This window comes from Oligoflexia bacterium (genome assembly GCA_034439615.1).
In the GTDB taxonomy this organism is placed as follows: Bacteria; Bdellovibrionota; Bdellovibrionia; order JABDDW01; family JABDDW01; genus JAWXAT01.
In genome coordinates this window covers 1-21,129 of sequence record JAWXAT010000032.1, presented here as the reverse complement: position 1 = coordinate 21,129, position 21,129 = coordinate 1, and the positions used below count along the sequence as shown (strand labels likewise).

The window sequence follows — 21,129 nt, the reverse complement described above, 5'->3', positions numbered from 1 at the left end:
GTCGGCATCGGCCTTACAAATCCATCAACAAAACTTGAAGTGAACGGAACTGTCACTGCCACTGCGTTTTCTGGCTCAGGCAGTGGTCTCACAAGTGTTCCATGGTCAAGCATCACCTCACGGCCGTCTATGGGTTTAGTGAGCATGGTAGACACTGCGGCAAACTCGATGTCATCTTCGTGGTCATTAGCGTGGAAAAATTATGGAAATCATCAAATTGTTGATATGAGTGCAGGAACAGCACCAAATGGTACTGCACATAGTAACACTAATTCTGAGGTGGCTTGGACTGCCACTTATGGAAACCTTATGGGTTGGAACGGCACCAATACATTTGGTGTAAGAGTTGATAGTGCAAGAATCTCTGATAGTACTTCTGGAAACGCCGCCACCGTTACAGATGGCATGTACTTGTCTACCGCACAAACAGTAACAGGCAAAAAGATTTTCACAGGTAATATGAATCAAAATGGCGGTGATGACTCTGGAACAATAGAATTGAAAAGCTCAGCAGGTAGCAGTGCCGTTGGAATCGCATTTCATAGGCCTGGGGTTTTCGCCTCTAAACTAGTTCTTGATACTGATAACAGATTTCACTTCGGTGGTTGGTCAAATGCAGCCGATGGTGCAGAAGTTGTCGCTACTAGATTTTATGGATAAAGATGATTTCAGTTATTATGTAAATCCAAGCAGCACGAGTATCATGAACGATGTTCGCGCTCATATTTTTTATGACCAAGGCAATACAGGTTACTACGCTGACCTAGCTGGCATTACAAATGTAAACCGGATTACCGCAATATCTATGGCAATAAACACAGCCGATGCTGGTGGCGCAGCCGTTCAAGGAGTTAACTCAGGGGGCGGTTCACAAGGATTATTAGGCTATGCGGGTTGGGGAGTATATTGTCAATCCGGCGGTTGTGGTGGGTGGGATAATTGGTTTAATAATTCTGATCGTCGCCTGAAAGAAAACATTGAACCTGTTAAGAATTCACTCGAGAAAGTTCTTAAACTTCAGGGCGTAACCTATGATTGGAAAGACCCTGTAAAACATAAATTAAAAGGTAATCAACTGGGCCTAATTGCTCAAGATGTAGAGAAAATATTTCCTGAAGTTGTTGAGATTGATCGTTCACCTACTTCAACATTTAAAGATGGCACACGCACTATGCAATACAGTTCGCTGATCAGCCCGATCATCGAAGCCATCAAAGAATTCTACGCAAAGTTCACAGCATACATTAATCAAAATGATGCTCGAGTTGAGGCACTTGAAAAAGAAAACGCCAAGCTCAAAGCTCGCCTCGATAAAATCGAAAGCCAAATGCGAACCCCCGCCTCAAAATAACAAAAAGGTACGGCCTTACTTTTCGTAATGATCGAGAAGACACTAACTTCTATGTACCAAATAGGTACGCCGTTCCTTTTGGGAATTCCCAAATTGAACCTACACGTAACCAAACTTAAACTGGGTGCCTGCTCGGGGCGGACATTAAACTTCCTCATCTCCTAATAAAACACTCTCCACATTTGGCATCGCCTGCAAATGAATGGTATTGGAGTGTGTTTTATAAATTAGAGAAAAGGAGACTCGAAATGTTTGCAGAAATGGCGCAAGAATTCAAGAATGTCCGCGTTGAGATGGCTTAGGAATTTAAAAATGTCCGAGCAGAAATGGCTCAAGGATTCAAAGATGTCCGCACTGAAATTAAACAATCTGAATACCGCATGACCATAAAATTAGGCACTATAGTCTCGATAGCAATTGGCGTGGCCGTTACACTTGCAAAATTAGTTTAAACAGGTACGCCGCTAGCACTCACTTCTGGTTGCGCCGTTTTTAGCCAATTGCATATTAAATCAAGAAAGACTGCTCCCGATGGTTTGCAATTACAAACCTATGAAGCAAGAGGGGGGAGTCATTCTTACGGGTGGCCTGTAAGCAAGGTATGCTTCTATCAAATATGTATAGACAGCCAGCATATTTACCGTCAAAATGATGGTTATGTATACACGCCTAGCAGCCCCTCCTCCGAAGTCATTCTTTCTATTTGGGCCACGAGGGACCGGAAAATCCACATGGCTCAAAGGCCAGTTTCCCACAGCTCTATGGTTTGACCTGCTTCTTCCGACACTACAGTTGCGTTTAACTCGTGATCGTTCTTTGTTCAGGCAGTCAGTAGAAGCTCTTACGCATAAATCTTGGATTGTTGTTGATGAGGTTCAAAAGCTTCCTTGGCTTTTGGATGAGATCCATAGTCTTCTTTTTGAGCACGGAAATAAATTCAAATTTGCTCTGAGCGGATCTAGTAGTCGCAAACTAAAACACACAGGAGTTAATCTTTTAGCAGGCAGAGCCATCAATAGAAATTTTTTTCCTCTAACCGCTAAAGAAATGAATTATGATTTCGAAGTTGAAGATCTTTTGCAGTATGGCTGTTTGCCCGCTATCAGGCTTGAAAAAACTCAAAGTGACAAGATCGACTTCCTCGAGGCTTACGTGGCTAATTATGTGAGGGAAGAAATTCAACAAGAAGCCCTTGTCAAAAATCTTGATTCCTTCTCGCGTTTTCTTGACGTGGCTTCTATTTGTAATGGACAGGTAACCAACACGGCAGGCATTTCGCGAGATGCCGCTGTGGCCCGCCCCACCGTTCAAGGGTATTTTGATATTCTCGTTGATACTCTTATCGGTTTTTGGCTTCCCGCTTGGACGCCGAAGGCCAAAATCAAAGAAGTCAGACACCCTAAATTTTATTTCTTTGATCCGGGAGTGGTTCGAGGACTTCAAGGCCTGCTTAGGGATAAGCCTCACGATCAAGAGCGAGGGTACCTTCTAGAAACTCTCGTGCTCCACGAACTTCGCGCGCATATGAGCTATGCCAATATTGGCGGTAAATTGACTTTTTGGCGGACTCCACTGGGCTCAGAGGTTGATTTCATTTGGAGCCGAGGCACGCACGGCGTTGGAATTGAAATCAAGGCGTCAAAAAGATGGAAATCTGAAATGGGCAAGCCTCTAAAAAATCTTGTCGAAGCCCGTTTTATTAAAAAGGCTATTGTTGTGTACCTCGGCTCAGAAGTTTTGAAAGATGGCCCGTTGACGATATACCCCTACAAAAAATTTACTGAGAACTTGGACAAGGGTCACCTTTTGGATTAACCAAAAGGTAGGGATCTCATTCCAATATAAAGTATAATAGATGTTGACAATCCATCAAATAACGCCGCAAAATGACAGCTATGTATCATAGAATATTGCGCCCACCTAAAACTAGTTTTTTTCTCTTTGGCCCTCGAGGATCAGGTAAATCAACATGGGTAAAAGCAAACTTTAAATCCCTGACATATATTAATCTTCTCTTTGAGCGCGAATTTACTAAATACTTGATTGACCCAGATATTTTAATTTCAGAGTTAAGGGACTTGAAGCCAAAATCATGGGTAGCTATCGATGAGATACAGAAAGTGCCCGCCCTTTTGGATGCGGTTCACCATCTCATTGAAGAACAAAAACTGAATTTTTGTTTGACAGGCTCATCAGCTCGAAAAATTAAAAAAGGTGCAGCAAATCTACTTGGTGGCCGCGCAGTAACGAGAGTCATGTTTCCATTATTACCAGAAGAAATGGATGAAGATTTCGATCTTGAAAAGGCTCTTAAATTCGGCACACTTCCTATTATCCATGCTGCAGAAAATAAACGTGATGTTCTCATCTCTTATGTTCAAACTTATTTAAAAGAAGAAATTCAGGTGGAAGCTTTGGTGCGAAATCTTCCTGGATTTGCAAGATTTCTTTCTATTGCTGGAATTTTTCATGGCCAAGCACTCAACATTTCAAACGTGTCTCGCGAAGCCGAAATAGCCCGCACCACCGCGCAAGGCTATTTTGAAATTTTAGAAGACACACTTTTAGCTCACCGGCTAGAAGCCTATTCTTCAAAACTCAGGGTGCGCGAAAGAACTCATCCGAAATTCTATCTTGTAGACCCTGGTCTTGCCCAAACTCTCAAGAGAAGAAGAGGGGAGCCATCTCAAGAAGAGTTGGGCCATTTATTTGAAGGGTTTATTTTTATGCTTCTCAGGGCTTATAATCAAAAAAATGATATTTATGATGAAATAAATTATTGGAGTCCCGCTGAGGCCAACTTCACCGAAATTGATTTCTTATTAACTCGGGGGTCTAAGAAAATAGCGATTGAAGTGAAGGCTAAAGAAAAATGGGGTCCCAACGACCTAAAAGGTCTTACCGCAATTTCTGAGCTCAAAGGAGTAGAACGGCGAATTTTGGTAACACTCGGACGACGAAAGTTGAGACTTGATTCTGGAATTGAAATTCTACCGTTTAGTGAGTTCAATAGACTGCTTGTCGAAAATAGTCTTTAACCTTGGTCATCCGTTTTTAAAGCGCTGAAGGTAAAGCGCCGCTAGAGGTACGCCGTTCCTTTTGAGAATACGAAAATGGTAGCGCTATAATCCCATTTCTCGCAAGCCTTGCTGCCAAGGTAAACACCAAACGCCATTGATTTTTTTCTTTTGTGTTCCCATATGCAGAAGAAATCGTGAGGGTTTTTTTGAAAAATAGTTTTCAATCTGCCTAAGCCCACGGGTATCATCTTCAATGATGTTATCTGTGGATTTCACTTCAATTGCAAAAACATCACCTTCAATTTCAGCAATAAAATCTACCTCAAGGCCTCCGCGGGTTCTGAAGGTGCTTAGGTTGATTGATTTATCATTTGAGTAAGCCGAATGAACAAGCTGTGAATAAACTAAAGATTCGGCCAATGCACCTAATCGGTCGGCAGACACATTAAAATTTGAGACCATGCCATTATACACACCCGGGTCAAATAAATAGAACTTTGGGTGTTTAATTAAATCACCACTTTCAATGCAAGGTTCATAAGGAAAAAGACGTTGGCCAATCAAAGTATCCTCAAGAACCTCAAAGTAGCGAGCACAGGAATGTCTTGAGATTTTTGCTTTCTTTGAAAATTTTGAATAATCAATAAACTGACCAACTTGGGTTGACACAAGTCTAATAAATCTTGAAAAAGATTCTAAATTTCGAGTCAAAGCTTCAGCCTGAATTTCTTCTTTTAAATAACTTCCAGTATATGAAACCAGAATTTTCTTAGCTTCCTGTTCATGAGTAGAAAGATAAGCATCCGGCAGAGTTCCAAAGCGTAATGCCTTTTTTGTGTCTATCTCATAATTGAATTCTTTTGCTACAAAAGGCCCAAGTTGATAGCTAAACACCCGTCCAGGAAGCAGATTAGCTCTGCCACGTTTTAACTTTCTGGCACTTGAGCCAGTGAGATAGAATTTGAGAGATTTGTCGTTATCTACAATAGCTTGAATTGTATTGAGCAAGCTCGGTAGTCTTTGCACTTCATCAATGAATATCGATTTTGGATTATATGTATCAATAGTTTCGATAATTTTTCCGGCATCTGAGCTATAATCTAAAAAAACGTTTTGAAGTGCTAAATTTATGGTGAGATCTGGCCTTAATTCTTTAATGAGCGTTGATTTTCCGACCTGCCGTGGGCCCAAAAGGAGGATGCTCTTTTTGGAATCCTTTAACGATTTTGACAATAACCTCTTGATCACATTAATCTCCCGACGACAGCCGCCATATTTATGCTCATATTGTATGTAAATATGAGCATAATGTATACATTTTATTTAACCAGTAGGTACGCCGCCTCTTTTGGGAATACGAAAATGGTATCTATTTAACAAGGTATGTTCAATCAATTCAATAGAACTAGTATTTATGAATTTCATCAAATATCCAGGCAAGTTGCAGGCAATTAGGTTTTCAAACCGCGCACTATCATCTTTCTTGAATCACTCGCTTTTAAAAGACATATATTAGAGTGGACTACAAAAATATGAAGTCAGGAGCGACCACTTTTTGAAAACCAAAAACTTACGTCATTACTATTGTTTAGCCAACGCAACATTCTAATAGGATCAGTAATAAGCCCCATATTATCGATGACAGGAAATGGCCTTGAAAATCGTCCCAGAAGAATGCCTAAAGTACTGAGTTGATAGTCTTCCGCACGAAACACAAGACCCACCTCAAAATGATTAGACATTAAAACAAAGGCATTGAATTGAACATTACCTTTGGCAAAAGTTTTGATGACTTCTGCAAAAATCAACCAAACCTGTGGCAATGTGAAATCCCACCAATCAGTGGTTTTGGTATTACCAGTTATGTGTTGTGAAAAAGTACAATGGCCAAAGTTTCTGCGCATAGGGACTCCTTTTCTTAAAATGTGCCCCTGACATCGTCTTTAAAATTAAACATACTGCCGCTCAATATCTCCGACTTAAGCCCAGAATTTTAGGATTTTCATGATCCAATAAACTAGTTGGCTAAGTAAGACCAAAAATTTCCCTAGCGGTTCAAGTTTATTGAAAAGATGACGACAAGAAACTTGTGAGGGTTTCATATCGGTCCCCTTTCTTACAAAAAGGGGTCTTTCCTTTGACCCGGGTTTTAATGCCAGGGGCAAAAGTTTTACTGCAACTAAGTTCACGTCTCTAATCTAAATCATTTACAGATGGCGCTTGATGTCCGCCCATTGACTTCGCGCGGACAAGCGCGAAGGCTAAACCTTCTACGATGTATGCTTTTAAGACATAGCCTCTTTTTTAATACCGACCCCTGAATCACTTTATAAAGTAATAGACATTTTATACTTAAAAAATAGAAAAATGTCTGTTACTATAAATCATGGCTCATCTACGAAGCAGACTTTTAAAACACATCATTACTTCAGAAATGAAGTGGTCACCCGCTGTTGGCATTTATGGCCTACGGCAGGTTGGTAAAACCACACTTGTAGAACAACTAGCGATTCAAGAGAATGGTATTATCGAAACTTTCGATCGAGAATCTACACTTCAAAGTTCAAAAGAAGCCCCCATAGATTTCTGTTCAAGAAATAAACTCCTTTGCATTGATGAAGCCCAAAGAGGGCCTTGGATTTTTCCGGCAATTAAAGAACTCATCGGCACCAAACGCAAACCTGGTCGGTTTTTGTTGACGGGCTCCATTCGATTTACATTAAAAAAAGAAATTCGAGAATCTCTAACGGGTCGAGTGTTGCTTCATGAGCTATTACCATTTAATATTTCTGAAGCTTTGGCTTTAAAGCCCTCTACATTTTTAGATAAAGCTTTGGAGTTAGCCAGCTCCACGCCAAATCCCAAAAAAGACAGACATCTTATTGAAGCACTCTCTCATCCACGAGGAATTACAGACTCACAGATTAACCGACATCTTGAAACCGGGGGACTACCAATCCCCTGTTTTTCGCGAGATCAAGTAAAGAGAAATGCCTGGTTTAAAGGATATTTTGAAACACTCGTTACACGAGATATTGCACTTGTTGATGAGAGTCTTTCAAAGATGTCATTACGGCAAGGTCTATCGTTTTTGCGGGCTTTGGCTCTTCATCAGGGAAGAGAGTTTGCGATAAATGACCTACCCTTGCGCCCGGTTCTCGCTAAAAAAATGTTAGACACCTTAGAGGCATTAGCACTCATAGAAACAATCCCACCAGAAAATATAAGAACTAAGGCTGTGAGAAAATCAAGACTCGAGTGGAAGGATGTTGGGCTCTGGGCACATATTTTAGGTTTATCAGGAATTGGATTATCCGAATCAGAGCAGGCACTAAAACTTCACCTCTCCCAAGAGTTCAGATCTCAGATAGGACTTAGTAAATACCCAACTCATTGGAGTTTCTACAAGAACCGTGACGGGGCTGAAATTCCATGGATCTTTAGAAGGGGACAGGCTGTTGTTGCCATTTCTTTTGTTCCCGTTGAATGTCCTGAACCTTATGATTATCGCGTTATGCGACGTTTCATTGAAAATGAACCTCATGGATTAGGAATTATACTTGGTGCAAAAAGAACCAAAATTTCTAGCCTAGGGCCTCGTTTGTTTTTACTACCCTACCATGCTGTTTATTAATAATAAGGTGATAAAGCGCAAACCCTAGATTACTTCATAACTTTATCGATTACGTTCTCAAAGGCAGATTGTGGTTGAGCACCAACTAATGTCACACCATTAATTAAGAATGAGGGTGTGCCACCAAGACCATTACTTGTGGCCCACGCACTCTCTTCTTCAATTTGTTTAATAATTTTTGGATCATCAATATCTTTACCAAACTTTGCCTCGTTGAGGCCAATTTGTTTTGCATAACCAATGAGACTTTCACGGTCTAATTTTTGTTGGTTTTTAAACATGATGTCATGCATGGGCCAAAATTTTCCTTGGCGATGTGCTGCTAGAGAAGCTTGAGCTGCAATTTTCGCATTTTGATGAAACGGAAGTGGTTGATGTTTAAATACGGTTTTAATTTTGCCTTCATACTTTTTCTCAAGCGCTTCAAGTGTGGGTAATACTCTTGTGCAAAATGGACACTGAAAATCACTAAACACAACAATCGTGACCTTGGCATTTTTTGGACCCTTTGAAGGACTATCACCCAATTCAATTTTCTTAGGATTTTTTATCTGATCCTCTAAAGAAGGAGCCGTTGGTCTTTCCTGTGAAGGAGCTCCACCGCCGCCGCCACCTGGAATTCCACCCTTTGTTTTTGCATACTCTTCAATATATTTAAAAACGCGGGCTTTTTCATCATCACGCTTTTGCATTTCTTTTTGAACTGCTTGATCCACTTGCTCTTGAGATGGTGAACACGCTGATAAGATAAATAATAGTGAGATGATAATTGGCAAAGCGATAATTTTAAACACTGGTGTCCTCCCGGATCAGACATAAATTTACATGACTCTAATAGGATCAGCAAAAAACAGAATATTTTCAATAAGAAACTAACTTAAAGTTCGATTGTGAAACCCAAGATTGAAGTAAAACTAGGCTCAAGGTCTACTTCACCAGCCACCCAGCCTTCACTTTTTTGCTCAAACTCGACGTAAGTTTCAAAAGTTTCAGAAAGTGGATAATCCGTGCGTAAACCAAAAAATCCGCCAGGTTTACCAGTAGAATTATGAAATCGCTGACCTTCTGGTTGAAACCATCCACCAAATGCAGGGGAGAAGTAAAAAGTTTTTCCATCAAACTCTAAAGCTTGCCTGACTATTTCAACCTGCACGCCTGGAAAATATGCAACACCGTTAAAGTAATGATGCCATGTCACAAGACAACTTCTCTCGTATGATCGTAAAAAAATATTTAGATCAATGACATGTCCAAATGAGGTTAAAAAATGTTTAGTATTCACATTCCACTTAATGCCCTCTTTTGTTAAAGGCACTTCTGCATAAAAACTTTCATATCCCAGTAAAAAGGGATCCAAAAAATTAAAAAGTGTGAGGCTACTTTGCATTTTTAAATAACTTTGTTCACCAGCTCGTAAATCTGAAAATTTGCGATAGCGATTTATTCCATTTCCAGAAGCATGCACTCCGCGCGCGGCATAAGGCTCAAGTGGTCGATGAAGATCGTAAGTCCATCCAGTACAATCAAGACCCGCGAAATCCCTTCTCGGAATATTTGCACCGTCATTATTATTATGAGTGTCTGTCACACTATTAGCTTCACTTGAACCGCAAAGATTTATGTAAAAAGTATTGCTCAGTATATTACTCCATAAAAGCACTTGTTCAAATGTGTTTACGTTATTAAAGAAGTGTTCTTTTTCGATAAAAATATTTTGCTGTATGAGCGCCTCAATACCTGCTGATTGAAGGCGCACCATATCTGCTGGGCTTTCTTGTTTAAGACGAATCAGATCTTCATCGCGCACATGACTTACAGCAATTGCTGATGAGAAAACCGGCAAATTATAAACATCGTTATAACTTCCAATTTTATGATTCGTCATCACAGCCCGGTGCCATTCTTCATGAAGCCAAGAATCACCGAGCGGTAGCCAGCCTGACATGATGTCAAAAACTGCGATTGTGAGCTTGCCCAATATTTTATTATTTGCGCCAAAACCGTCTTCAAGTGTTTTATGAAAGAAAAAATAATAATCATTTGAGAGCAGAAGTGACTGACGCATGCTTGGAAACTGAAAGCCGTGAGAAAAATTAAACGGAACTTCTACTAATGGAATATCTAGTTGTGCTTTTCTTGGGGTGAATTCGACTTCTTGGGCTCGCGCGACACTAATAGATGCAACTAAGAATATAATGAGAAGAACAAGACTGATGAATTTACTCTTCAAAACAACCTCTAAAAAAATGGTGCCCAGGGACGGAATCGAACCGCCGACACGTGGATTTTCAGTCCACTGCTCTACCGACTGAGCTACCTGGGCAACCGAGCCCTTGGGTTTACTGTCGACAACTCAGGTTGTCAAAGAAAAATAACTATTTAACGCGTTGCGGCCTAATGAAAATTGATCCGCTTGTTGAGACGTCTGCACATTCGTGGGAGATTGCGGTTGAATGAATAGAATGTTTCGCAGCTTTCGAGCCCTCAACCATCAAACGTTTCTCGCTGTATGGATCGCAACCTTACTCAGCAATATCGGCACATGGATGGAAAACGTAGGACAAGGTTGGGTGGTTGCCACTGAAACTCATTCAGCTTTCAGAGTGGGGCTTTTAAGCTTTTCACAATTTGCCGCCGTCACAATGCTTGCGATTCCAGCAGGAATATTCGCTGACATTTTTGATCGCAAAAAAATCATCATTAGCGCTCAAATTGCCATGTGTTTACTGGCTACTTTACTAGCAGTACTAGCTCACATGGGTTTAGCGACAGCTAATGTGATAACGACAATCGCCTTTTTTCAAGGTGCCGCTTGGGTTTTTAATGGCCCCGCTTGGCAAGCAGTTATTCCACATTTAGTGCCTCGAAAAGATTTAGAATCAGCAATTAATCTAAATTCAATTCAATATAATATCGCTAGACTCATTGGCCCCGCAGTTGCCGGGTTCGTTGTCGCTCATTGGGGTTTTCAATATGCATTTGATCTCAATGCCATAAGTTTTTTTGCAGTGTTTGCAGCAATTTTATTTATCGATTTTGATCCAAAATTAATCAGACAAAATCAAAAATGGACAAAAGGGGCCTTCACCCAAGCTGGAAAATGGGTTTGGAATCACTCCGGAGCAAAACGCATTGTCATTAGTATTTCACTTTTTGCAATTCTCTCAGCACCCATTCAAGGGCTTATGCCTTATTTGGCGAGTGATGTCTTAATGGTAGGCCCAAAGGGTTTAGGTACCATGCTCGCATGCCTTGGTGCTGGTGCCGTGTTTGGAGCATTTGTATTAGGCCAACTTCCTTCGTATTACCCCAGACATCATTTGATTCCGCTATCACTTACATTTTTAGGAATCATGATGGCCATATATTCAAAAGCAAGTGTTCAAATTATTTATCCAGTTATTTTTATCATGGGAATTTTCTGGCTTTGGACAATGATTTCTTGCAACACGGCTATGCAGCTTTTAGTGCCCGATAATATTCGAGGCCGCGTAATGAGCATTCTTATTTTGGCTCACGTCGGAATGCTCCCGATAGGGAATCTCCTCGGCGGAATCGTGGCCCATTCAATCGGCCCACGCACCACACTTTTTATTTCAAGCATTTTGCTTATTTTTGTTGGGCTATACACTCTTTGGCAAAGAGTTCCCATGATTGATGGTTATGAAGCAAAGGGGCACCCAATACATTTTAAAAATTTCTTATCAGAAGTAATTCTCGCCAGCTCTCACCGTGCAGAGGCACTTTCACTGGATCGCACCACAGAAAATCTCAACAAACCACCAAAGAAAAATTAAGCGACCCCTAATCGGATTAGAGTTTATTAAACCGATGATTTCTTCAACCGAATGCTATTTCAAGATCATTAATTAAATCATCGATATGCTCAATGCCAACACTTAGACGAATGAGCCCATCATGAATGCCGAGTTTTTTTCGCTGATCAGCGGGAACACTCGCATGGGTCATAATCCCAGGATGTTCAATAAGTGATTCAACACCACCGAGAGATTCAGCGAGTGAAAAAATCTTAACACGTTCTAGAAATTTTCGTGCTGCGGGTAATCCGCCTTTAATCACAAAAGAAATCATTCCACCAAAACCTGACATTTGCTTTTTTGCCAGCGTGTATTGAGGATGCGATTTAAGCCCCGGATAATACACACGCTCTACTTTTTTATGATCTTCTAAGTATTGCGCAATACGGATAGCGTTTTCTTGATGAGCACGCATGCGAACTGCCAAAGTTTTTGTAGCTCTTAATACTAAAAAAGAATCAAAAGTTGCTTGCTGTGTACCCATTGAGTTTTGCAAAAAATGAAGTTTATCTGAAAGCCCATCGTCACTTACAACCACGGCCCCACCAACAACATCACTATGCCCGTTTAAATATTTTGTTGTTGAGTGACAAACAATATCGGCACCCAAAGCCAATGGTTTTTGAAAATAGGGGCTCATAAAAGTATTATCAACACACACTAGAATTTTTTCTTTTTTACTCTTTTCGCGACTAATTTTAACCACAGCTTTAATATCAACTAGTTTGAGCATGGGGTTTGTGGGTGTTTCTATCCAAATCATTTTAGTATTGGGCTTAATACTTTTTTTAAATTTTTCTAGATCTGTGAGATCTACAAATGAAAATTCAATTCCGTTATTATTGATGACCTTACTAAATAAACGATTTGTTCCACCATAGACATCATCTGAGCATACAACATGATCTCCGGCTTTGAGCATTTGAATAACGGTGGTTGTAGCTGCACAGCCTGAAGCAAATGCCAAACCGTGTTTTCCACCTTCAAGTGCTGCGATATTGTCTTCTAATGCTTTTCGTGTAGGGTTATGGGTTCGACTGTATTCATAACCTTTATGTTTGCCTGGTGATTCTTGCACGTAAGTTGAAGTCAAATACACAGGCGTCATGATTGCACCCGTTGTCGGATCAGGGCTTTGCCCCGCATGAATCGCAAGCGTTTCAAACTCTGGTGATTTTTTTTTCAAAATATTTACTCCCGACTACTTTAGTCTTTGACCTAAATATGAAATGAAATCGATCTTTGTAACAATTCGAAGGCGGTTTTTTTGATCTTTCACAAGTGCCACATAGCCTTTTGAGAACATCTCAGAAAGTTTTTGAAGCTTATCCTCTAACTCAACCATTAATACTTTGCCTTTGATAAAGCTCAAAATACGATCACTGGGTTTTACCAACCCATTTACGAGGGGCAAAATAAGATCAGTTTCATCAATAACACCCGAAAGCTCACCCTCAGTAAACACAGGCATTTGTGAGATACCTTTGTCTTTCATCTTTTTAATAACTTGTTCAACGGTATCAGTGTGGGTGGCAACAACTACTTCACCAACACGTGGATCCATACTTTCGAGTAAATCATTAACGCTATCAGTATAAAGAGGACTATCAAGGAGTCCGTTCTCGCGCATCCAATTGTCATTAAAAGCCTTACTTAAATAGCGATTACCGCTATCGGGTAAGATAACAACAATGTTTTTCTTATCTTTTAATTCTTTAGCGTATTTTAATACACCACACACAGCAGAACCGCTGCTGATTCCAGCAAAAATGCCTTCGCGAGTTAATAGATCGCGCGTCATCATAAAAGATTCTTTGTCATTCACCTGAACAAAATCATCTATGGTTTTAAAATTGATATTATCTGGCAAGAAATCCTCACCAATACCCTCGATTTTATAAACTTTTGTGGTTTTACCCAAAACTCCGGTTTTAAAATATTCATGAAGGAGACTACCAATAGGGTCAACACCAACAATTTGAATTTTAGGATTTTTTTCTTTTAAATATTTACCAATCCCGCTGATAGTTCCACCGGTTCCTACTCCACATACAAGAACATCGACTTTACCCTCTGTTTGCTCCCAAATTTCGGGCCCCGTAGTGTTGTAATGAACCTCTGGGTTATCAGGATTATTGTATTGGTTGGCGTAAAAACTATTTGGTGTTACTTCGACTAATTTTTTAGCTACAGAATAATAACTGCGCGGGTCTTCTGGCTGCACAGCTGTTGGAGTTACAATAACTTTTGCTCCAAATGCTCTGAGGCCTTGAATTTTTTCTTCGCTCATTTTATCTGGCATTACGAAAATGCATTTATAACCTTTGATTGCCGAAGTAATTGCCAAACCCACACCGGTGTTACCCGAGGTAGCTTCGATAATTGTTCCTCCGGGCTTAAGATCCCCACGTTTTTCGGCCTTACGAATTATGTATTCCCCAACGCGGTCTTTGATGCTTCCACCAGGATTAAAATATTCAAGTTTTGCATAAACTGTTGATGCAACGCCTGACGTCACTTTGTTGAGCTTAACAAGTGGTGTGTTACCAATGGTTTCTAAAATATTATTTTTACTTTTCGGATTCATTTTTAAATTCACTCACCTTCGAAGTCTAAAGCCTGATGGGGATGCAATGCAGCTAATACGCGATTGATTCTCTCAACGGGATCAGAGGTATAGCTTATGTCTAATTCTTTCATTTTCTTTTCGATACGTTCTTCAATTGGATTTTCTTTTAGAAGTTCCTCAACAAGCGCTTCTAACTGACTGACCCTTGCGTCAACTTCACTGTCTTGCACCTTCTCCATATATCCCCCAGGTAAGCTGCCATTGTTCTTGACTTAGACAACCCCAGTTATAGCCTTAAGTTCGTAAAAGGTTCAAGTCGTTACACACGTTAAAAGGAGAATCTATGAAGAAGTTAGCGGGAGTTTGCCTTGTTGTTATTTCGATGCTTACTAGTTTAACAGCTCTAGGTAGCGAAACTATTGTCGGTGTTGGCATGGTTTTAGAATCAAAAGATAATACCATCTACGTAAGAGATCTTATTGCCGGTGCGCCCGCTGCACGTGCAGGTGTTAATCGCGGTGAAATCATTATTGCTGTGGATAGTGTAAGTACACTTAATCAATCACTAGATTTCGTAGTATCGCGCATTCGTGGAGAAGTCGGAACATCCGTAACCATTTCGTTTACAAACTCAGATCGACAAGAACGCAACGTTACAATGATTCGTGAAATCATTAGCACTGCAGACACATGTTTTATTGTCGGCACCTACAGTCTTCGCACAAACGGATTTAACAACAATCCACCAACTTCAATTTATGGTTCAATTGGCGACACTTCAGTTAACTTTTTTGTTAACGGAAACTATGTGAGCGGCAACATCAAAGGCGAACCCGTAAGCTTAAATTACAATTCCGGTAACAATGGCTCACAAGAATCAATAAGCGGCTGGATCCGCGGCCAACATGTAAACTGGTATGGCAACAACAACATGCTCTTCGGCTACCAAACCTGCATTAAATAACAATTAGGTACGCCGTTATCTTACCCTGAAGAATACAGAGCCGTTTTCGTAGGCCGTGATGGTTTTTTGAACCACGCGGCCACGAGAATCGCGCCATGTGAAACGATGACCACCTGATTTTAATGTGTGATTGAGAAGTGGTGTGTATCCAACTGATTTTCCGTCGATAAATACCTCACCCCAGGGGTCAGATGTTACGGTTAATGAATAAGGTCTAAATCTTCCCGCCACGGTGTGATCAGTTCCGGTTGCAAATGGAAGAAGTCCGATCAACATAAATAAGACAGAGGCCGCAAACACTCTTGTGCGATATTTTTTTCGGGTGAAAAGCTTCTCCACCATCACAGTGACAGTCCGAGATGAGGTTTCAAGAAGTGAAGTACCCCGAAAACACGAAGCTAGCACTTTTTGTAGTTCAACTTGAGGGTTATTGTCGTGAGGAACAAGCGCGATAAGTTCACGAGCCATTAGATGTTGCTCAGAATCACAAAAAAGCGCATCAAAAAATGGTTTCCAAGATAAAAAATCATTCCATTTTCGGTTTTTTAAAAATGTATCTAAATTCTCCTTAACCCCTGCCACGTCGTCATTTCTAAGCGGATTTTCACCACTAAGTATTTCATAGGCAATAATGCCTAAAGCGAAAAGATCACTACTCAAAGTAGCCTCACCATTTTGCCAACGTTTGGGAGACCAATAATCAATGCTTCCTTTTGTTTTTCTGCCATTTTGCGCTGCGTGAGTTTTAACGGCTAATCCAAAATCAGAAAGCTTTAACTGACCCTTTTTTGAGACCAAAATATTGCGAGCACTCACATCGCCATGAACGATGCCCTGTTCATGCGCAAACGACAACGCCTCGAGCATTCGCGATATTATAAAGACAACTAATCCTTGGCATGTGGATTTGTGGATAACTGGAATTAACTTTTTGAGATCACACCCTGGTACATATTCTAGAAGAAGACCAAATTCTTTTTCATTTATTTTTTCAAATCCAAAAGTTGCAACAATGTGTGGGTGTCGAAGCTGACTCAGTCGCTTTCCATCATTAATTAGCTCATCTAACCCATCTTTTTTAGAATCTTTAATAACTTTAAGCACCACATCTTGAGAAGGAAGACCCGCGATGTCACGCGAATACAAGAGTGCTTCGGCGGTACCCCCACTACCCAACCGGCGCTTAAACCGATAAGTACTATTGGATTTGAAATGAAAGACTGGTTTCATGCTTAACAGACGTATCCAACACCCGGGCCAATAAAACTTATGGTGTTCGAAGGAGCCTTTGGATCTTTAAACCCCAATAATTATCAACAGGTAGTCCGCTTTCCGCCAGCCGGATCATTGCAACCACAAATACCGGATCCGCTTCAAAATTTGCATAGGCCGTCAAATAAATTTGCTGCCATAGACTATGAGTGCAAGAATTCCAATCTTTGCCCAACTGCTTTAAAATTTTAGACTGGATAAATTTTTCAGAGGTAATTTGCGACTTTGAAAGCTTTGAACACAAGATAAGCAGATCTTCTTTAAGCTCTTTATGCCCTGGAGAATGAATTGCCAAATCAGTTTCACGCTTTAAAAATCGCATACATTTAATGAGTGAATCTGTACTGCCACGTCCTTTTCTAAGCGCACGGCACCCGACAAGATCTTGTTCTTGTTGTTCAACAAAAACTGCTAATTTTTTTTGCTTACGATTGTGCAAATGATGGGTTAGTTCAATAAATCGCCTATCGAAATAATCTTGTTTCTCATGCTTTGTGAATGCAGCATGTGAAACATGAGAAAACACGATGAGTGTCGAGAGTAATATTATATTCATAAATTTCCCCTAGAAAAGAGCGCCAAGAGTGGGCCTAACAAAATACCCATGACGCCAGGTAAAACGAGTAACATGAGAGGTACCAATAGTTTTAATGGCAGTACTTGAATCCTTGTTTCAAAAATATTCTCCATTTTCATAAAAAGCTCTTCTTCAAATGATTCCAAAACAGAATCCATGGGAGAACCCCTGATTCCACGTTCTAAAATCGATAAAAAGGCTTTTCTTGCGTGTGTTTTTTTTAATTCAGGCAACAATTCTATGATTTGATTTGAATTTGAACCCGCTTGAAGCTTCATCAGCCACATTTTAAGTGATTTTGAAAATGCATCGCTTCTATGTTTGAGTATTTCTTCTAATGAATGTGGAACTGAGCGGCCAAGTTTAAGCTGAACTCTTAAATCAAAAAGAATGCTTAATAAAACCGGAGTAGTCACAATTCCACCTCGCGAGGCTTAGAAAGTTGAAAAACAATTCCGATTCCTAAGCCAACAAATGTAAAACACGCTACAAAAACGAGTCGACCCATCGTTGTAGTTAAAAAAATGCTGAAATCTGGATTGATAGACCATTGCGTGAGCACCAAAACCGCAAATATTAATCCACTAATAATGGCTTGCGCTTTCGCTTGAAGTGTCATGAGGGCTTGTTTTTGTTCTAAACGAGCTCGTTGACGTATAGTTTTTCTGAAAAAACTGAGCAAATGATAACTTTGCGAAGAATATTTCCTGCAAAAAGTTAAAATTTGTACAATTTCGTTATTTTTTTGTCCCAACTGGTCATAAGTCGAAGCATTTTCTGATTGTTGAATCCATTTTTTCCATAAATTATTCGCAAAACTCATTTCATGAGCTGCACTTTCATATGATTTACCTGTTTTTATGGTCATCAACAGCTGTTCAACGAACTCAATACGTGTTTGCGAGGTGTTTTTAAGTGAAATTAGTGATCCGCGACGGCGAATTAATGTCCGCAATACGAAATAATTGAGCATAAATAGAATAAAAAGTTTCGTAATCCACATATAATTACATCTGAGCAACACATATGCCGACGTTGAATGCGTTTTGATGAAGATTTTCTATTGACTCAGGCGCTTTCACCCGTACAATGAAATTAACAATGAGGTTAGTTGCAGTTCGGATATCACAGTCTCAACCATCATAAGGAGGAGAGAGACAATGGCAAAAAAAAGAAAAGCAAAAAAGAAAACCGCTAAGAAAAAAGCTACCAAGCGCAAAAAACGTCGCTAAGCGGTTATTCTAAGATTTAAAAAACCCGAGTGCTTAGGCATTCGGGTTTTTTTATTTCGGAGAGGTATCCTAATTGGTAAGGTACCAGACTCGAAATCTGGCGCCCGAAAGGGCTTGGGGGTTCGAGTCCCCCCTTCTCCGCCAAATTTTAAGAACGCGGCCTACTTTTGTTAATCATCAAAATAATGAATATCGTTAAAAATTTGTATCAGTCCAAAAATCAAGCTCTCCAATAAAGTCATTTGATTTGAAAGTTGCCAGCTCGCACGAGACTATCAGATTTCATTCAATTATTTTTCCAGATCAGCTTTGAAGTCATCTATTGAGGTCGTCCAACCACTGAGGTGATCATCAAAGGAAAATCCTGGTTTCAACCCTTCATGAATAAGTTTAAGTTCACAAGTACCGCCTCGCTCAATGAGTGTGACTTGTACCGTTGTATCCTCCGGTGTCGCACCTTTGCAATCAGCGCTTGTCCAAGAAAAGGTTATGCTCTGATTTGGAATAATTTGTCTGTATGTACCAAAACACTTACCACCAGAATTCCATTCGAGCGAGTAGCTGCCGCCTTCTCGGAAATCATGCTTAAAATTACCACTGTTGATCCCCGTTGCCTTGAATAAAAGGCCAGATTTGAGTGCTTCAAAAACATCAGCTGCTGAGCCTTTGATAGATTTAGTTAGTTCAATTGTTTTTGAATTATCCATTTTTCTTTCTCCCTTTAGTTCTTTTTTGTTTTGCTATCTCTTCAACAAATTTCTCAATGCCATCTAACTGTTTTGTCCAAAACTTTTTATAAAATTCAATCTGATCAGAGGCCTTTTGGAGAGATTTAAATTGAATTACACAACGGTGCACGCGCCCCTCCTTTGAAGTCTTAACTAGGTGGGCCTTTTCCAAAACGCGAATATGTTTTGATACGCCCGGCAAAGACATTTCATAGGTGTCAGCAAGTTCCCGAATGCCCAATTCTTGGTAGGCAAGACGCTTTAGAATATCTCTCCGAGTACGATCCGAAAGAGCGTGGAATATAGAATCAAGTTCATCATCGTTAAAGTAAACCATTTAGTTTACTTTTGATAATTGGTGCAGTTTTGATATACATAAAAGAAATAGTTTCTGACCGATGTTTGTTTCGAAATACAACGTGAAATGAGTACCACAAGATTACACCTATGAAGTTAGGCTTCTATTAGATGCCTAACTCTATAGGGTGATGAATTCTGACTTAAGAAAATGAAGTCCGCTGGCGGACTTAGTCATGAAGTACATTATGATTCAAATCAAGCTTTGCTACTCATTCTAGTGACAAATGGTCAGCTATTTCCCTATTAGTTGTAAGACTAAATCGTAAATGGCTTTTGCTAGCTTAACGTGATTTTTGATTGTAGAAAATGTAACTGCTTTCAATTCTGCATCTGGATAACGATAGGCAACAGCAAAACGAGTGAGCCTCTTTGACCTTCTTACCAATCTGGCCAATTCAACATTCATTTCGGCTACTATGTTCCCAAGTTTTTCAATATCGTGAATTCTAGGAGGTCGGCTATCTTGGGATACAAGGTAGGCTTTCACAGCCTTTTCCACGCACTGCTGTGCATGAAAGGCTGCTCCGTACTTCATTTCAGGCCCCATCGTTAAAATTTTCTGGGCTTGTTTTAGATCTCTAATAGAATAGAGAAGCCATTGCTTAACGATCTTTCGCCTAGCCAAGCTCTATCTCTTTCCCAGTATTAAGGGCCGTCTCAGGGATTGAGCTCAGCTCATTCTTCCACTGATCAAAATCTTTTTTGGAATATATAAAAATATCTGCTGAAATATTAAATTTGCTGAGTACCATTGAGCGTGCTTTAACTTCAGCCGCAAAGCGATTCTTTAGGCCTGGAATCACTAAAACAAAATCATAGTCAGAATCTGCCCTATTTGAACCGTTGGCGCGGGATCCAAAGAGAAAAAGGCGCGAAGGGTCGAACTCCTTTTTAAGTAATACAACAATTTCTTTGAGTTTTTTACTTTCAGCGGACTTCATGTCTCAATTATTTAGTCTAAGATTTCTTGAAAGTCATCTGACAAATAGGCGTACTTGGAATAAGAAATAACAAAGTTCATTCTCCAGAGACTTTTTTTCTTTTTGAGGGCCCAGACAAGTTCACTTCATAATCAAAATTCTGAGCGCGCAACATATCTTGAAGAGATAATTTTATCCAATAATCAGCAGGCTCTTCAAGTTTCTTTGCAATTCTGGCGGCCCTTTCAGGGGTTGGAATTTTTCTCCCTTTTTCTAGATCACAAAGACTCTGTTGCGAAATACCCAACAACTCTGAAAATTCTCTTTGAGACATGTCCTCGCTAAGACGATGAGACTCCAATACTTTCGCAAAAGTCAGGGGGCCGTATTCCACTTCAACATCACGGACACCGTATTTTATTTTCTTAGTACTCATGTTTACTAACCTCCTCAACACGAACAATCTTGATGGTTTTGGTGGAGTTGTCCCTATTTAGACCTCTCCGCCATTACGAACACAACCACTAATCACAAGTGCTCGCTCGATTGCACTCGCCTTCCTCCTGCCTCCTCCTCCTCCTGTCTTCAAAGATTTAAGAAAATTTCACTTGGCATGTGTTTAGTTGTGATTTCACGGTTTTTTATTTTTATTCACGCACATTAAAATCAATAGCTGTGACGGAT

24 protein-coding genes and 2 tRNA genes are annotated in these 21,129 nt (G+C 40.1%); 9 read left to right on the top strand and 17 right to left on the bottom strand.

Annotation, left to right across the window (positions count from 1 at the left end; translation table 11 throughout):
- The 5 genes from SGI74_07800 to SGI74_07780 all read left to right on the top strand — a co-directional run.
- A partial coding sequence (locus SGI74_07800) for a hypothetical protein (protein ID MDZ4677399.1) occupies positions 1–660 on the top strand: 660 nt, incomplete at its 5' end.
- Positions 653–1,351: a tail fiber domain-containing protein gene (locus SGI74_07795; protein ID MDZ4677398.1), complete on the top strand. Its 699-nt coding sequence runs from the start codon at positions 653–655 to the stop codon at positions 1,349–1,351. The genes SGI74_07800 and SGI74_07795, both read left to right, overlap by 8 nt.
- Before the next feature lie 326 nt (positions 1,352–1,677).
- Positions 1,678–1,803 (top strand): hypothetical protein, encoded by a 126-nt coding sequence (locus SGI74_07790; protein MDZ4677397.1) that lies wholly within the window; start codon positions 1,678–1,680, stop codon positions 1,801–1,803.
- 205 nt (positions 1,804–2,008) lie between these two features.
- A complete protein-coding gene (locus SGI74_07785) occupies positions 2,009–3,166 on the top strand; it encodes a DUF4143 domain-containing protein (GenBank protein ID MDZ4677396.1) in 1,158 nt (385 codons plus the stop codon).
- An 80-nt stretch (positions 3,167–3,246) separates the two neighbouring features.
- The gene (locus tag SGI74_07780) at positions 3,247–4,389 is read left to right on the top strand and encodes an ATP-binding protein (GenBank protein ID MDZ4677395.1); all 1,143 of its coding nucleotides are present in this window, start codon (positions 3,247–3,249) and stop codon (positions 4,387–4,389) included.
- Between the two features lie 84 nt (positions 4,390–4,473).
- Here the strand turns inward: SGI74_07780 and SGI74_07775 are convergent, their stop codons facing one another.
- A complete protein-coding gene (locus SGI74_07775; GenBank protein ID MDZ4677394.1) occupies positions 4,474–5,619 on the bottom strand; it encodes an ATP-binding protein in 1,146 nt (381 codons plus the stop codon).
- 290 nt (positions 5,620–5,909) lie between these two features.
- Complete coding sequence (locus SGI74_07770; GenBank protein ID MDZ4677393.1) at positions 5,910–6,275, bottom strand: hypothetical protein; 366 nt, start codon at positions 6,273–6,275, stop codon at positions 5,910–5,912.
- Positions 6,276–6,757: 482 nt separating this feature from the next.
- On the opposite strand from SGI74_07770, the gene SGI74_07765 reads away from it, so the two are divergent.
- Entirely contained in the window at positions 6,758–8,005 is a 1,248-nt protein-coding gene (locus SGI74_07765; protein MDZ4677392.1) for an AAA family ATPase, read from the top strand.
- A 29-nt stretch (positions 8,006–8,034) separates the two neighbouring features.
- On the opposite strand, the gene SGI74_07760 is transcribed toward SGI74_07765, so the two are convergent.
- From SGI74_07760 to SGI74_07750, 3 genes are all read right to left on the bottom strand, one after another.
- Complete coding sequence (locus SGI74_07760; protein MDZ4677391.1) at positions 8,035–8,799, bottom strand: thioredoxin domain-containing protein; 765 nt, start codon at positions 8,797–8,799, stop codon at positions 8,035–8,037.
- 83 nt (positions 8,800–8,882) lie between these two features.
- Positions 8,883–10,235 (bottom strand): hypothetical protein, encoded by a 1,353-nt coding sequence (locus tag SGI74_07755; GenBank protein ID MDZ4677390.1) that lies wholly within the window; start codon positions 10,233–10,235, stop codon positions 8,883–8,885.
- Positions 10,236–10,252: 17 nt separating this feature from the next.
- Positions 10,253–10,328: transfer RNA gene (locus SGI74_07750), tRNA-Phe, on the bottom strand.
- Between the two features lie 130 nt (positions 10,329–10,458).
- On the opposite strand from SGI74_07750, the gene SGI74_07745 reads away from it, so the two are divergent.
- The gene (locus tag SGI74_07745) at positions 10,459–11,802 is read left to right on the top strand and encodes an MFS transporter (protein MDZ4677389.1); all 1,344 of its coding nucleotides are present in this window, start codon (positions 10,459–10,461) and stop codon (positions 11,800–11,802) included.
- A gap of 43 nt (positions 11,803–11,845) precedes the next feature.
- Here SGI74_07745 and SGI74_07740 read toward each other — a convergent pair whose 3' ends face one another.
- From SGI74_07740 to SGI74_07730, 3 genes are read right to left on the bottom strand one after another with little or no spacing between them, the layout of a single operon-like run.
- Positions 11,846–13,009, bottom strand: coding sequence for a cystathionine gamma-synthase (locus tag SGI74_07740; protein ID MDZ4677388.1), 1,164 nt, complete (start codon positions 13,007–13,009; stop codon positions 11,846–11,848).
- A gap of 15 nt (positions 13,010–13,024) precedes the next feature.
- The gene (locus tag SGI74_07735) at positions 13,025–14,410 is read right to left on the bottom strand and encodes a cystathionine beta-synthase (GenBank protein ID MDZ4677387.1); all 1,386 of its coding nucleotides are present in this window, start codon (positions 14,408–14,410) and stop codon (positions 13,025–13,027) included.
- Between the two features lie 8 nt (positions 14,411–14,418).
- Positions 14,419–14,631 carry a hypothetical protein gene (locus SGI74_07730; protein ID MDZ4677386.1) on the bottom strand — a complete coding sequence of 71 codons (213 nt, stop codon included), beginning with the start codon at positions 14,629–14,631 and terminating at the stop codon, positions 14,419–14,421.
- A 104-nt stretch (positions 14,632–14,735) separates the two neighbouring features.
- Between SGI74_07730 and SGI74_07725 the strand changes: the two genes are divergently transcribed.
- Positions 14,736–15,356: a PDZ domain-containing protein gene (locus SGI74_07725; GenBank protein ID MDZ4677385.1), complete on the top strand. Its 621-nt coding sequence runs from the start codon at positions 14,736–14,738 to the stop codon at positions 15,354–15,356.
- A 15-nt stretch (positions 15,357–15,371) separates the two neighbouring features.
- On the opposite strand, the gene SGI74_07720 is transcribed toward SGI74_07725, so the two are convergent.
- From SGI74_07720 to SGI74_07705, 4 genes are read right to left on the bottom strand one after another with little or no spacing between them, the layout of a single operon-like run.
- On the bottom strand, positions 15,372–16,586 hold the full coding sequence (locus tag SGI74_07720) for a serine/threonine-protein kinase (GenBank protein MDZ4677384.1): 1,215 nt from the start codon (positions 16,584–16,586) through the stop codon (positions 15,372–15,374).
- A 37-nt stretch (positions 16,587–16,623) separates the two neighbouring features.
- On the bottom strand, positions 16,624–17,184 hold the full coding sequence (locus SGI74_07715) for a hypothetical protein (GenBank protein ID MDZ4677383.1): 561 nt from the start codon (positions 17,182–17,184) through the stop codon (positions 16,624–16,626).
- Positions 17,181–17,621, bottom strand: coding sequence for a type II secretion system F family protein (locus tag SGI74_07710; protein ID MDZ4677382.1), 441 nt, complete (start codon positions 17,619–17,621; stop codon positions 17,181–17,183). The genes SGI74_07715 and SGI74_07710 overlap by 4 nt, the downstream gene beginning before the upstream one ends.
- Positions 17,618–18,208, bottom strand: coding sequence for a hypothetical protein (locus SGI74_07705; protein MDZ4677381.1), 591 nt, complete (start codon positions 18,206–18,208; stop codon positions 17,618–17,620). The genes SGI74_07710 and SGI74_07705 overlap by 4 nt, the downstream gene beginning before the upstream one ends.
- A 287-nt stretch (positions 18,209–18,495) precedes the next feature.
- Here SGI74_07705 and SGI74_07700 point away from each other — a divergent pair.
- A tRNA-Ser gene (locus SGI74_07700) sits at positions 18,496–18,581 on the top strand.
- A gap of 146 nt (positions 18,582–18,727) precedes the next feature.
- On the opposite strand, the gene SGI74_07695 is transcribed toward SGI74_07700, so the two are convergent.
- The 5 genes from SGI74_07695 to SGI74_07675 all read right to left on the bottom strand — a co-directional run bounded on the left by SGI74_07695 (position 18,728) and on the right by SGI74_07675 (position 20,881).
- Positions 18,728–19,144: an SRPBCC domain-containing protein gene (locus SGI74_07695; protein ID MDZ4677380.1), complete on the bottom strand. Its 417-nt coding sequence runs from the start codon at positions 19,142–19,144 to the stop codon at positions 18,728–18,730.
- On the bottom strand, positions 19,137–19,502 hold the full coding sequence (locus tag SGI74_07690; protein ID MDZ4677379.1) for a metalloregulator ArsR/SmtB family transcription factor: 366 nt from the start codon (positions 19,500–19,502) through the stop codon (positions 19,137–19,139). The genes SGI74_07695 and SGI74_07690 overlap by 8 nt, the downstream gene beginning before the upstream one ends.
- A 255-nt stretch (positions 19,503–19,757) precedes the next feature.
- Positions 19,758–20,150, bottom strand: coding sequence for a HEPN domain-containing protein (locus SGI74_07685; GenBank protein ID MDZ4677378.1), 393 nt, complete (start codon positions 20,148–20,150; stop codon positions 19,758–19,760).
- Positions 20,143–20,466: a nucleotidyltransferase domain-containing protein gene (locus SGI74_07680; protein MDZ4677377.1), complete on the bottom strand. Its 324-nt coding sequence runs from the start codon at positions 20,464–20,466 to the stop codon at positions 20,143–20,145. The genes SGI74_07685 and SGI74_07680 overlap by 8 nt, the downstream gene beginning before the upstream one ends.
- Positions 20,467–20,542: 76 nt before the next feature.
- Positions 20,543–20,881 carry a helix-turn-helix transcriptional regulator gene (locus SGI74_07675; protein MDZ4677376.1) on the bottom strand — a complete coding sequence of 113 codons (339 nt, stop codon included), beginning with the start codon at positions 20,879–20,881 and terminating at the stop codon, positions 20,543–20,545.
- Between the last annotated feature and the right edge of the window lie 248 nt (positions 20,882–21,129).

Bases quoted from the DNA above. Each gene is read 5' to 3' on its own strand.
- SGI74_07765 (MDZ4677392.1), top strand. From the start codon at position 6,758: ATGGCTCATCTACGAAGCAGACTTTTAAAACACATCATTACTTCAGAA.
- SGI74_07680 (MDZ4677377.1), bottom strand. From the start codon at position 20,466: ATGAAGTCCGCTGAAAGTAAAAAACTCAAAGAAATTGTTGTATTACTT.
- SGI74_07720 (MDZ4677384.1), bottom strand. From the start codon at position 16,586: ATGAAACCAGTCTTTCATTTCAAATCCAATAGTACTTATCGGTTTAAG.
- SGI74_07780 (MDZ4677395.1), top strand. From the start codon at position 3,247: ATGTATCATAGAATATTGCGCCCACCTAAAACTAGTTTTTTTCTCTTT.
- SGI74_07690 (MDZ4677379.1), bottom strand. From the start codon at position 19,502: ATGGTTTACTTTAACGATGATGAACTTGATTCTATATTCCACGCTCTT.
- SGI74_07770 (MDZ4677393.1), bottom strand. From the start codon at position 6,275: ATGCGCAGAAACTTTGGCCATTGTACTTTTTCACAACACATAACTGGT.
- SGI74_07675 (MDZ4677376.1), bottom strand. From the start codon at position 20,881: ATGAGTACTAAGAAAATAAAATACGGTGTCCGTGATGTTGAAGTGGAA.
- SGI74_07795 (MDZ4677398.1), top strand. From the start codon at position 653: ATGGATAAAGATGATTTCAGTTATTATGTAAATCCAAGCAGCACGAGT.
- SGI74_07730 (MDZ4677386.1), bottom strand. From the start codon at position 14,631: ATGGAGAAGGTGCAAGACAGTGAAGTTGACGCAAGGGTCAGTCAGTTA.
- SGI74_07745 (MDZ4677389.1), top strand. From the start codon at position 10,459: ATGAATAGAATGTTTCGCAGCTTTCGAGCCCTCAACCATCAAACGTTT.
- SGI74_07725 (MDZ4677385.1), top strand. From the start codon at position 14,736: ATGAAGAAGTTAGCGGGAGTTTGCCTTGTTGTTATTTCGATGCTTACT.
- SGI74_07695 (MDZ4677380.1), bottom strand. From the start codon at position 19,144: ATGGATAATTCAAAAACAATTGAACTAACTAAATCTATCAAAGGCTCA.
- SGI74_07705 (MDZ4677381.1), bottom strand. From the start codon at position 18,208: ATGTGGATTACGAAACTTTTTATTCTATTTATGCTCAATTATTTCGTA.
- SGI74_07735 (MDZ4677387.1), bottom strand. From the start codon at position 14,410: ATGAATCCGAAAAGTAAAAATAATATTTTAGAAACCATTGGTAACACA.
- SGI74_07790 (MDZ4677397.1), top strand. From the start codon at position 1,678: ATGGCTCAAGGATTCAAAGATGTCCGCACTGAAATTAAACAATCTGAA.
- SGI74_07785 (MDZ4677396.1), top strand. From the start codon at position 2,009: ATGTATACACGCCTAGCAGCCCCTCCTCCGAAGTCATTCTTTCTATTT.
- SGI74_07715 (MDZ4677383.1), bottom strand. From the start codon at position 17,184: ATGAATATAATATTACTCTCGACACTCATCGTGTTTTCTCATGTTTCA.